Source organism: Komagataeibacter sp. FXV3 (genome assembly GCF_015155755.1).
GTDB lineage: Bacteria > Pseudomonadota > Alphaproteobacteria > Acetobacterales > Acetobacteraceae > Komagataeibacter.
In genome coordinates, this window is the sequence record NZ_VWPI01000142.1 from 1 (window position 1) to 11,680 (window position 11,680).

The window sequence follows — 11,680 nt, forward strand, 5'->3', positions numbered from 1 at the left end:
ACCCCGATCTGCCCCGCCAGCATGGCGACGGCGGGACCACCCTGCCCCACCACGTCTTCCACCGCCGCGCGCTGCGCCAGGCGGGCATCGGTTTCCTCGATCAGGGTAAAATGCGGGCTGATCGCGGCCTCGACGGGGAAGCGCCGCAGCAGCGACTGGCAGAAGGCATGGATGGTGCCGATGCGCATGCCACCGGGCAGGTCCAGCACGCGAGCGAACAGTTCGCGCGCAACCCGACGGGTTTCCTCACCCGCAGGCACGGACAGACGTGCAAGTTCACGGTCCAGATCCGCATCGGGCAGCATGACCCACTGGCCCAGACGGTTCTGCAGGCGGATGGACATTTCCGCCGCCGCCGCCTTGGTGAAGGTCAGGCACAGGATACGGCCGGGATCGCTGCCTGGCACGCGTGTCATGACACCGTCCCGGTCAGGCACGTCACGCGGCAGCATGAGGCGCAGCAGCCGGTCAATCAAAAGCTTGGTCTTGCCACTGCCGGCAGAGGCCGAGACAAACACCGATGCCTGCGGATCGGACGCCGCCGCCTGGCTGCGATTGGCGATGTCGATGGCGGACGCCATGCCGTCACCCTTCATCATGGCCTCGTTCATCCGCCATTCTCCTCACGCGCGGCACTCCATTCCGCAACACGGGCCAGATGGGCGTAATCGGCAAAACGCGGTTCCTCCCCCGGAAAGGGATGGGACAGATAGGGCTGGTCCGGATTGTCATAGGCTTCAACCAACTGACGCAGTCCCGCGCGACAACCCGCGATCAGTTCAGTCAGTTCCGTGCCGCGCGCCACATCCAGCACCTGCGCCGGGACATGGCCGCCGGTCAGCCGCCAGTACACCAGTTCCGCAACCCTGCCCGCGACCGGGGGCGGGAAGCCGCCGGTTTCGATCATCGCCGCTTCCAGCACCAGCTGCGACTGCCAGCCTTCCATCACGCTGCGCCGGGTCGGCAGCGTGCCGGTCTTGTAGTCAAACAGGCTCAGGCTGCCATCGCCATGCAGGTCAATCCGGTCCGCGCGCCCCCGCAGGGTGAAGGGGCCAGCGGGCAGGTCCTCCAGCCGCATCGTGCCCCCCAGTTCCGTCAGCACGGTGCGGGGGCCGCCGGTGGCGCGGCGTGTTTCCTCGGCTTTCGCGCACCATGCCGCGATGCGTTCCAGCCGGGGCGCCCACCATGCGGCAAGGGCGGGACGCAGGTCCGCCTCCCGCAGTACATCGGCAAAGACATCACGCATGCGGGAAGCGCCATCATGGGGCCAGTCGGATGGATGATCACTGAACCAACGGTCCAGCGCCGCGTGCACGATCTGCCCGTAATCGGCGGCATCGGCCAGTTCCTCCAGATCCGCCAGCGGACGCAGGCGGAGGATACGCCGCGCGTAAATGGCGTAGGGGTCGCGCATCCATGTCTCGATTTCCGTCACCGACAGGCTGCGCGGGCGCAGGCCCACCGCGGGACGCGGCTGTGGCGGGGCAACAGGCACCGCCGCCCCTTCCGGCCGGTCAAGGCTGTCCAGCCAGCGCAGCGCCGGATGTGCCGGAAGGCCATGGCCATGCCCGGCCAGATACGCATCCAGCCGCACCAGCCACCGCGCGGGCACCGTCGGCGCGCCCTGCCGGCGTGTGGCCAGCGACAGCACGACATTGGGTGCGGCACAGGCACAGGAAACGAAATCATGCGCGGCCTGACCGATGGCCCATTCGGGGGATGGCAGGCCGACGCGGGTGCGCATGGGGCGGCTCATCCACGGCCCCGGATCGGTCGCGGGCGGCCAGACGGTTTCAACCAGACCGCCCAGCACGATGGTATCCGCCGTCTGCAGCCGGGCTTCCAGCAGGCCCCAGATGAACACGCGCGGATGCACCGCCGTACCCTCACGCCCCCGCACGGCGCGCCGTCCCTGCACCGTCATACCGGCAAGGGATGAAGCCAGCAGTCCGTCCAGCGCACCGACACGCGCATCGGGCAGTACGTCGCACCATGCCAGCATCGCACTCATATGCTGGCCCAGCGCGTTGCCTTCCTCCCCCGCCCACAGCCGTTCCGCCCCATCCACCATATCGGTCGTGGCCAGCGCCTGCGCGGTTTCCACCAGTGCGGCCAGCAGGATGGATACCGGCACCAGATTACTGCCCGGCAGGGCCAGAAGCGGGCCGAAGGCGGTTTCCAGACGGTCGAGAAACGCGTTGATTTCCTCTGGCGCATCAGGCGCGTCGGCCAGTGCGCCATGCGGGTCATCGGCCGCGCGCGCCAGTGCGCTGCGCAGGCCCGCGATACCCGGCGGCGGGGCCGGGCCGCGCAGAACGAGTCGTTCAAGCTGGCGGGCGCTGGCGCGGCAGTTGCCCGGTGACAGCCCGCACGCTGCCAGCGGGTGCTTGATGACCGACAACAGCGCCACCGGCGACAGCCCGCCATCCACCGCCTGCACGATCAGCCGCAGGAAGGCGGTCTGCGGCACGGTCAGCAGGCTTTCACCCGCACTGTCATCGGCAATGATGCCCCAGCGTACCAGTTCCGTCGCCACCCGTCCGGCCAGTGCACGATCTGGCGTAACAAGGGCGGCACGCTTGCCTGGCTGTTCCAGCACCTGCCGCAGCACCATGGCGATGGCGGCGGCTTCCTCCTGCTGGTCGGCGCTGCGCAGGACCGACAGGCCATCGGCCGCCACGGGCGCATCCGGCGCGCGCCAGCGGTCCAGCGCATGCGCGGGCAGCAATGCGCGGGCCAGCAGGCTGGCGCGGGAGACGGGGCTGCTGGCCACGTCGCCATCGGTCAGGGTGTCCCACTGTTCCATGCACGCGCGTTCAATGCCCAGTTCGGCCAGCATATGCGCCGTGCCGGCCTGCGGGTGATCGGGCGGCAGGCGCTGCCAGACATCATCACTGCAATCCATGTCCACGCCGGGCAGCACCAGCAGCCCGTCGGACAGGGACATGACAGCGCGCAGCATGGCGATGGTGGAGGGCACGGCATCGGAAAAACCGGCGGCCCATATGGGATCACCCGATGGCGGGGGCGTTTCCATCCACCGCGCGGCCTGTGCATGCAGCAGCGCCGTCTGGCGGGCGACGGGGTTCATCACCCCCTGTTCCGCCAGCCATGCGGGCCAGACACTGGTGACGATGGACAGGAATTTCAGCGTCTGGTGCCAGTGCTGGGCAAAATCACCGTCCGCCGCATGGGACAGGCGTTCACACAGGTCACATTCCGCCCATTCCGCCTCATCCATCAGGTCCGCCAGCGCGCGCGCCAGCGGCCAGGCCTGGTCAACGCCCTGCACATCGCCAAACGCCTTGCCCGCCTGCATGACCAGCAACGTCAGCGTCGCCAGCCGCCGCACGGGATCGACCGCGGGCGGCAGGTCCAGCGCACTGCAACCCGACAGCGCCAGCGACGCCTCATCCAGTGCCGCGATCGGCGCGATACGCGGCAGCAGGATGGGGCGGCCATCGACCTGCCGCACGAAGGCTTCGGTCAGCGCACGGGCTGCGCGGCGGCTGGGCAGCAGGATCAGGCCATTGCCGCAGGCCTGCGGATCATGCCCCGCCTGTTCCAGCCAGCGGGCGGCGATCTGGTCAACAAAAGGCACATGCGGCGGCACGACCGCCGCACGCCCCCGCACGCAGTCGGCCATGGCGTCGGTCATATATCGTTATCCGAATCCGGGTTAAGGGCAGAATGCAGCACGCGCTCCGCCGCATCGATATCGGCGGGACGGGACAGGTGGAACCACAGCGAATCATGCACGATCACCCCAAGCCTGCCCGCCGCCATCGCGCGGTCCCACAGCCGGTTCATGCTGAACCCGCCTTCCGGCGCGCCATTGAACAGCGCGGGGGCGACAATCTGCACACCGGTAAAGATGTACGGCGTGATTTCCCCCGCGCGCGGGCGACGCGGCACGCCATGCGCGTTCACCGCGAAATCCCCCTGCCCGACTTCCCCCACCGCGCGCGTCATGGCCCCCAGCAGCAGCATGGCGTCCATGCGTTCGGGATCGAACGCCGCAGCCAGACGGCGCAGCGCGGGCACCGGCCCGTTGAGCCACATGGCATCGCCATTGAGCAGGAAGAACGGTCCCGGCCCCAGTTGCCCGGCCCGCAGGGCGGCGGCCGCACTGCCCCCGGTTTCCAGCAGGGTGGATTCGGGCTGTGCAATCGTCACCGGCCCGCGATGGGCGGCACGGCGGGCTTCAAGGGCTGCATGGATGTCATCGGGCCGCCAGTGGGCGTTGACCACCACCTGCTGCACGCCACACGCCTCCAGCCGGTCCAGCACGTGATCCAGAATGGGCTGTCCCGCCACGCGCAGCAGCGGCTTGGGCATCGACTCGCTCAGCGGCCGCATCCGCCGCCCCAGACCTGCGGCAAAAACCATGGCGGTACGGGGCATGTTCACGCCCATGATGCATCTCCTGTCCCGAAAGCGGCTGACTGTGCCAGCCGCGTATCCCATCCCTCCAGCCGGGCGATCCGGCCGCCCGTCGCATCGGGTGCCAGGGTAATACGCAACGCATCAGGGGGGGCAAGCGTGCCCAGACGCTGCGGCCATTCCACAAGGACAACGCCCTCACGCGCATCATCCCAGCCGAGTTCATGCACGCCTTCCGGCCCGTCCAGCCGCCACAGGTCGAAATGCGCGACCTCGCCTGCCGGCGCATCATAGACCTGCACCAGCGTGTAGGACGGGCTTGGCACCTCCATCTCCGCATCCCCGCACAGGGCGCGCAGCAGGGCGCGCGCCAGCGTGGTCTTGCCAGCGCCCAGATCCCCTTCCAGCAGCACGCAGTCGCCTGCGCGCAGCACGCTGGCCAGCGCATGGCCAAGGGCTGTCGTAGCCTGTGTGTCAGGCAGGGAAATTTCACGCATTGGCGGCCCCGTCCCCTGCTTTTGCACGATTGTATATCATGAACCGATTGTGCCTTTCCCTGCCGCCCACGCACAAGGGGCGATGGAAAGGATGCGCCAAAGCGCTTGCGCCAAGGCAGACAACAACGCAAAACCGCACGTGACATATGCCCGTAGACAAGACCACGGATTGCGGAACACCAGAACCGGACATGACCATGCCTTCCCCCACCCATACCACCGATGTCGCCATTATCGGCGCAGGCCCCGCAGGGCTGTTCGCCGCATTTGAATGCGGGATGCTCAAGCTTGGCTGCATCATCATTGATGCGCTGGATGAAATCGGGGGGCAGTGCACCGCGCTGTATCCCGAAAAGCCGATTTACGACATCCCCGCCCACCCCGCGATTGAAGGTGGCGCGCTGATCGAAGCGCTGGACCGCCAGATCGCCCCCTTTGACGTGCCCCGCCTGCTGGGCCGCCGGGTGGAACGGCTGGAGGGCACGCGTGGTGGTTTCGTGCTGGGCACATCCAGCGGGGATGTCATCGCGGCGCGTGCGGTCATCATCGCGGCAGGGGCCGGCGCGTTTGGTCCCAACCGTCCCCCGCTGGACGGACTGGAGGCGTTCGAGCAGACCGGTGGTGTGCAGTATTTCGTCCGCCGCCGCGCCGATTTCGCGGATAAGGATGTACTGATTGCGGGCGGCGGCGATTCCGCGGTGGACTGGGCGCTGGCCCTGCGCGACGTGGCCCGCAGCGTGAAGCTGGTGCACCGGCGCGACCGCTTCCGCGCCGCCCCCGAAAGCCTGCGCCAGCTTGATGATGCCGTGGCCCTGGGCCAGGTGGAAAAGATCATCGGCTACCAGCTGCATGGCCTGCACGGCGCGCAGGGGCAACTGACCGGCGTGGACCTTGCGACGCTGGATGGCACGGTGCGGCATGTTACCTGCGATCACCTGCTGCCCTTCTTCGGGCTGGCGACCGATCTCGGCCCGATCGCGCAGTGGGGGCTGGACACCATACGCGGCACCATTCCTGTCACCCCCTCCACCTGTGAAAGCAGCCTGCCCGGTATTTTTGCCGTGGGCGATGTCGCGACCTATCCCGGCAAGCTGAAACTGATCCTGCAGGGCTTTACCGAAGGGGCCATGGCCGCCCACGCCATTCACCCCATCGTCCATCCCGATACGGCGCTGCATTTTGAATATTCGACCAGCAAGGGCGTGCCAGCGGGCTGATTTCTGCCATCCCGTCCTGTCATAACAGAAACGGTTGACCATTCCGGCGCTGTGGCGCATCCCCGGTGTGTTGATGATGGAAGTAAGGATGAAACTGTGAAAGTTATCGTTCTGGGCGCAGGCGTAGTGGGTGTCACAGCGGCATGGTACCTGGCCAAGGCCGGGCATGAAGTCACGGTCGTGGACCGCCAGCCCGCTGCCGCACTGGAAACCTCCTTTGCCAATGCGGGACAGATTTCACCGGGGTTTTCCGCGCCATGGGCGGAACCGGCCCTGCCGCTGAAGGTATTGCGGTGGATGGCCAGCCGTCACGCGCCCATCGTGGTCCGCCCGCGTATCGATTTCGCCATGATGCGCTGGATCGAGCAGCTTCTGGCCAACTGCAACGCGCATGACTACGACATCAACAAGTCCCGCATGCTGCGTATCGCGGAATACAGCCGTGACTGCCTTGACGCCCTGCGCAAGGAAACCGGCATTACCTATGATGATGAACAGCGTGGCCTGATCCAGCTTTTCCGCACGCAGAAGCAGGTTGACCATGCCGCCCGCGACATGTCCCTGCTGGACCAGGCAGGCATTGCCCACGAATTTCTCAGCCCGGATGAAATCGCCCGACACGAACCCGGCCTTATGGAAAACCGGCACCTGTTCAGGGGCGGCCTGCGCCTGCCGGGTGACGAATCGGGCGACTGCCACATGTTCACCCAGCGTCTGGCCCAGAAGGCGGAAGAGGAACTGGGCGTCACCTTCCATTATGAAACCACGATCGAGGCGCTGGATGCCTCGGCCACCGATATTTTCGGTGTCCGCACATCGGCCGGCCGCATGACGGCGGATGCCTATGTCGTGTCCATGGGCAGCTATTCGCCGCTGCTGCTGCGCCCGCTCGGGCTGCACCTGCCGGTCTATCCCACCAAGGGATATTCCCTGACGCTGCCGGTGACCGATGCCGCACGCGCGCCGGTTTCCACCGTCAATGACGCGACGTACAAGGTTTCCATCACCCGGCTGGGCGATCGTATCCGTATTGGCGGCACGGCGGAACTGGCCGGTTACAACCTGCGCCTGCGCCGCGACCGGCGGGAACTGCTGGAACTGTCGTTTTCGGAACTGTTTGGCGCCAGCGGCGACATGTCGCAGGGGGCGTACTGGACCGGACTGCGTCCCAGCACCCCTGATGGCACACCGGTCATCGGACCGGCTGGACGGTTTTCCAACCTGTGGCTCAATACCGGCCATGGCACGCTGGGCTGGACCATGGCGTGCGGGTCGGGCCGCGTGCTGGCTGACAGGATGAGCGGCAAGCGCACCGAAATCCCCTGCCTTGACCTGTCGCTGGACCGTTACACCACGGCCTGAAGACACTGTTCAGAAATAACTGTCTGATAAAAATAAAAAGTCTTTGGATGCCGCCTTTTTTCAAAAAGGCGGTATTCTCTAAAGCCTTTTGAAAAAAGTTTCACCAGAAACTTCCCTATGATCTATCCGGTATTCCCTTGGGCAGACTGTTCAGCCTACCGGGGGGACAGCCCATAAAAAAAGCCCGGTTTGATACCGGGCTTTTTTATGGCTGTCCTTACCGACATCACGGGGATGCCGGTAAGGGCGCCGCAGTTATTACTGCGCGGCCGGAGCAGCAGGTGCTGCATCCGTGGATTCAGCCGCCTTCTTCGCACCATGATGGTGACCACCGTGGTGATGACCACTGTGATGCTTTGTCTTCTTGGCGCCAGCTTCGGCCGGTGCCGCACCTTCAGATGCATCGGGGGTATGTTCCGGTGCGGAAACGGCCGGGGTGGTCGGCTCGGCGGTCTGGGCCATGACGGGGGCGGCAACGCCCATGATGGCAACAGCGGACAGGGCGGCAACGAAGCGACGGGGGAAAACGATCATATAAAAATACTCCAACAAATCAGGAATTCTGATCCCAATGCGTGCAGCGGGCGACGAATCGGTACACCCGGACTGACCTCCTTGCTGTAACATGCTGCAGGGAAGCCGTCTCGGATTAAAATTCTTAAATTTGTTAGTAATGTCTTACTTCTGCCCTACGGTGACCGCAATCTCAAGAACTTAAACGTAACTAAAGATTACAGTCACCACAGGATCAGGCAGTCAGTCAGTCAACCGCGCCCGAACGCTCACGCTTCTTGCGTTCGTGCGGGTCAAGATAGCGCTTGCGGATACGCACGGCGGACGGCGTGACCTCGACCAGTTCATCGTCCTCGATATAGGCGATGGCCTGTTCCAGGTTCATCTTGCGCGGCGGAATCAGCAGCAGGGCCTCGTCCTTGCCAGCGGCACGGATGTTGGTCAGCTTCTTTTCACGGATCGGGTTTACTTCCAGATCATTCTCACGCGAATGCTCGCCGATGATCATGCCGACATAGACCTTCTCGCCCGCGTCAACGAACAGCGTGCCACGATCCTGCAGGGAGAACAGGGAATACTGCGTGGTCGCGCCATCTTCGGACGAAATCAGCGAACCGTTACGGCGGCCGGCAATCGGCCCGACATAGGGCTGATAGCCATGGAACAGACGGTTCATGATGCCCGAACCGCGTGTATCGGTCAGGAATTCACCGTGATAACCGATCAGCCCGCGTGACGGGATCAGGAAGCTCAGGCGCACCTTGCCACCGCCTGACGGCTGCATGTCCTGCATGATGCCCTTGCGCAGCGCCATCTTTTCCACCACGACGCCCGAATACGGCTCGTCCACGTCGATCAGGACTTCCTCGAACGGCTCTTCACGCTCACCGGTTTCCTCATTGGTGCGGAACAGCACGCGGGGACGGCCGATGGTCAGTTCAAACCCTTCACGACGCATCTGCTCGATCAGGACGCCAAGCTGCAGTTCGCCACGGCCCGCAACCTCGAACGCCTCGCTTTCGGGGCTTTCGGACACGCGGATGGCGATGTTGCCCTCGGTTTCCTTGAACAGGCGGTCACGGATCTGGCGCGACGTGACCTTCTTGCCTTCACGACCACCCAGCGGACCATCGTTGAGGCGGAAAGTCATGGACAGCGTCGGCGGATCAACCGGGGTGGAGGGCAGCGGTTCCTTGACTTCGAGGGCTGCGATGGTTTCGGGAATCGTCGCTTCCGACAGGCCGGCCACGGCCACGATGTCACCGGCTTCCACTTCCTCGACCGGCACGCGGTCCAGACCACGGAAGGACAGCAGCTTGGTCAGACGACCCGTTTCCACAACCGAGCCATCGGGACGCAGCACATGCACCGGCATGTTCATCTTCGCCGTGCCCTGCTCGACACGGCCGGTCAGCACGCGGCCAAGGAAGTTGTCATTTTCCAGAATGGTGGCGACCATCGCGAACGGCGCGTCCTTGTTCACCTTCGGCGGCGGAACATGGCGCAGGATCAGGTCGAACAGCGGGGACAGGTCCTTGCGCGGACCGTCGATTTCCATATCGGCCCAGCCCTGACGGCCCGAGGCATACAGCATGGGGAAATCAAGCTGTTCGTCATTCGCGCCCAGGGCTGCGAACAGATCGAAAATCTCGTTATGGACTTCATCGGGGCGGGCGTCGCCACGGTCGATCTTGTTGACGACCACGATCGGCTTCAGGCCGCGCGCCAGCGCCTTGCCCACCACGAACTTCGTCTGCGGCAGCGCGCCCTCGGCGGAGTCGACCAGCACGACCGCGCCGTCAACCATGCTCAGGATACGCTCGACCTCACCACCGAAATCGGCGTGGCCCGGGGTGTCGATGATGTTGATGCGGGTGTCTTTCCACACAACCGACGTGCACTTGGCCAGGATCGTGATGCCACGCTCACGCTCCAGGTCATTGCTGTCCATGGCCCGTTCGGCCACGTGCTGGTTGTCACGGAAGGAACCGGACTGTTTCAGAAGCTGGTCGACCAGTGTGGTCTTGCCATGATCGACGTGCGCGATAATGGCGATATTGCGGATATCCATAAGTGCTCTTGACCTGACTTTCCTTGGCGGACGCCATAAGGGGGCGCGGCGGCACATGCGGGGGGCACCCGTGCGTGCGGCGGCGGAATGGGTGGCTGCTGCCTGCGTAGATAATGCGGAAGGGCGCGGATTGCACGCGAAACTTCGTGCCCGCACCCATCACACGACCGGCAGGATGCGCCCTGTGGATCAGAAATCCATGTCCTGACGCATGTTCATGAGCGGACGCGCGCCATAATGCGAGATCACTTCCGATGCCGCGACACTGCCCAGACGGCCGCATTCGGCCAGTGTCCGGTCCGATGTCCAGCCTGCAAGGAAGCCCGCGGCATAGGCGTCGCCCGCCCCCGTGGTGTCGACCACCTGCGTGCGCACGCTATCGATCACGATGCGCTGCTGGTCCTGAATGATGACGCTGCCGCGTTCGGAACGGGTCAGGACGGCGAAATGCGTATCGGCCGAGACAAGGCGGGCGGCTTCGTCAAAGTCATCGGTCTGGTACAGGGCGCAGATCTCGTCCTCGTTGGCGAACAGGATGTCGATATGCCCGCGCACCAGTTCATGGAAGGCATGGCGGTGACGGTCCACACAGAAACGGTCGGACAGCGAAAGGGCGACCTTGCGCCCCGCTTCATGCGCGATACGGGCGGCAGTGCGGAAGGCTTCCTGCGCCTCCGGCGGATCGAACAGGTAACCTTCCATGTAGATGACCTTGGACGCACGCACCACATCCACCAGCACATCTTCGGGGCTGAAGGTGACGCATGCGCCCAGATAGGTATTCATGGTGCGCTGGCCATCAGGCGTGACCAGGATGATGCAGCGCGCGGTGGGATGGTTTTCCCCCGCATCGCCCTGCAGCGGGGAAGAAGGGAAATACACGCCCGCCGCCTGCATGTCGGCGCCAAAGGCCTGTCCCGGCGCATCCGCCGCCACCTTGCCCAGATACGCGACGCGCGCACCCATGTTGGACGCCACGACACAGGTATTGGCGGCGGACCCGCCGCCCATTTCCTTTTCACGCGTGATCTGGCCATACAGCGCCTTGGCACGGTCGGCGTCGATCAGCATCATGCTGCCCGGTGTCATGCCGTTATTCTGCGGGAAGGCCGCGTCCACCGGTGCCAGGACATCAACAATCGCATTACCGATACCCAGCAGATCAAACCGGCATTCCGCCGCCTGTCCCGAATTTTCCATTCTTCTGTTCCACTACCCGTCATTAAACACTCATATGCGCGGGCATGGCGTTTCCGCGCCACGAAATAACCCATTTTTTCCCGCATGATGCGCCCCATCGCTATCATTGGCGGGTAAGCGGCGCAATGCATGATGTTTTTTATGCACCGCTGTTCCCCTTAACGCCTCTTGTCGGCATGATGGGGGTGCGTATAACCGTTTGAAGGGGGCTGCGGCCTGCAACCAGCCCGAAAGCGTATCTTCCAGTTTCCGGGACGCACCACAGTCCCGATGCAGCATAACCAAGCGGGGTAATATTGTTTAGACGACGCAAGCCAGCAGAAACCCAGCCAGCCGCCCCGACGACGCCCCCCGCGCAGCAGCCGGGCCGACCAGCCTCAGGCGGTGGCTCCTCTCCCTCACCCAAACCTGCCAGCAAGGAAAATACATCCATGGCC

9 protein-coding genes are annotated in these 11,680 nt (G+C 64.5%); 2 read left to right on the top strand and 7 right to left on the bottom strand.

All coding sequences use genetic code 11. From position 1 onward, the window contains the following. From F1542_RS13270 to tsaE, 4 genes are all read right to left on the bottom strand, one after another. Positions 1-611 (bottom strand): UvrD-helicase domain-containing protein (locus F1542_RS13270; protein ID WP_193733450.1); only part of this gene is annotated, 611 nt, incomplete at its 3' end. Continuing rightward, a complete protein-coding gene (gene addB / locus F1542_RS13275; RefSeq protein WP_193733451.1) occupies positions 608-3,658 on the bottom strand; it encodes a double-strand break repair protein AddB in 3,051 nt (1,016 codons plus the stop codon). The genes F1542_RS13270 and addB, both read right to left, overlap by 4 nt. After that, the gene (locus F1542_RS13280) at positions 3,655-4,416 is read right to left on the bottom strand and encodes a nucleotidyltransferase family protein (protein WP_193733452.1); all 762 of its coding nucleotides are present in this window, start codon (positions 4,414-4,416) and stop codon (positions 3,655-3,657) included. The genes addB and F1542_RS13280 overlap by 4 nt, the downstream gene beginning before the upstream one ends. Continuing rightward, the gene (tsaE, locus tag F1542_RS13285) at positions 4,407-4,880 is read right to left on the bottom strand and encodes a tRNA (adenosine(37)-N6)-threonylcarbamoyltransferase complex ATPase subunit type 1 TsaE (protein WP_193733453.1); all 474 of its coding nucleotides are present in this window, start codon (positions 4,878-4,880) and stop codon (positions 4,407-4,409) included. The genes F1542_RS13280 and tsaE overlap by 10 nt, the downstream gene beginning before the upstream one ends. 191 nt (positions 4,881-5,071) lie before the next feature. Between tsaE and F1542_RS13290 the strand changes: the two genes are divergently transcribed. Further along, the gene (locus F1542_RS13290; protein WP_193733454.1) at positions 5,072-6,097 is read left to right on the top strand and encodes an NAD(P)/FAD-dependent oxidoreductase; all 1,026 of its coding nucleotides are present in this window, start codon (positions 5,072-5,074) and stop codon (positions 6,095-6,097) included. 96 nt (positions 6,098-6,193) lie between these two features. Next, a complete protein-coding gene (locus F1542_RS13295; protein WP_193733455.1) occupies positions 6,194-7,459 on the top strand; it encodes a D-amino acid dehydrogenase in 1,266 nt (421 codons plus the stop codon). Between the two features lie 258 nt (positions 7,460-7,717). Here F1542_RS13295 and F1542_RS13300 read toward each other — a convergent pair whose 3' ends face one another. The 3 genes from F1542_RS13300 to F1542_RS13310 form a co-directional block, all read right to left on the bottom strand. Further along, complete coding sequence (locus F1542_RS13300) at positions 7,718-7,993, bottom strand: hypothetical protein (RefSeq protein ID WP_193733456.1); 276 nt, start codon at positions 7,991-7,993, stop codon at positions 7,718-7,720. A 226-nt stretch (positions 7,994-8,219) separates the two neighbouring features. Beyond that, on the bottom strand, positions 8,220-10,043 hold the full coding sequence (typA, locus tag F1542_RS13305; protein ID WP_193733457.1) for a translational GTPase TypA: 1,824 nt from the start codon (positions 10,041-10,043) through the stop codon (positions 8,220-8,222). A 189-nt stretch (positions 10,044-10,232) separates the two neighbouring features. Then, complete coding sequence (locus F1542_RS13310; protein WP_193733458.1) at positions 10,233-11,243, bottom strand: adenosine kinase; 1,011 nt, start codon at positions 11,241-11,243, stop codon at positions 10,233-10,235. Between the last annotated feature and the right edge of the window lie 437 nt (positions 11,244-11,680).

Coding starts and splice junctions, on each gene's coding strand:
- addB (WP_193733451.1), bottom strand. CDS start 3,658: ATGACCGACGCCATGGCCGACTGCGTGCGGGGGCGTGCGGCGGTCGTG.
- F1542_RS13280 (WP_193733452.1), bottom strand. CDS start 4,416: ATGGGCGTGAACATGCCCCGTACCGCCATGGTTTTTGCCGCAGGTCTG.
- tsaE (WP_193733453.1), bottom strand. CDS start 4,880: ATGCGTGAAATTTCCCTGCCTGACACACAGGCTACGACAGCCCTTGGC.
- F1542_RS13290 (WP_193733454.1), top strand. CDS start 5,072: ATGACCATGCCTTCCCCCACCCATACCACCGATGTCGCCATTATCGGC.
- F1542_RS13300 (WP_193733456.1), bottom strand. CDS start 7,993: ATGATCGTTTTCCCCCGTCGCTTCGTTGCCGCCCTGTCCGCTGTTGCC.
- typA (WP_193733457.1), bottom strand. CDS start 10,043: ATGGATATCCGCAATATCGCCATTATCGCGCACGTCGATCATGGCAAG.
- F1542_RS13310 (WP_193733458.1), bottom strand. CDS start 11,243: ATGGAAAATTCGGGACAGGCGGCGGAATGCCGGTTTGATCTGCTGGGT.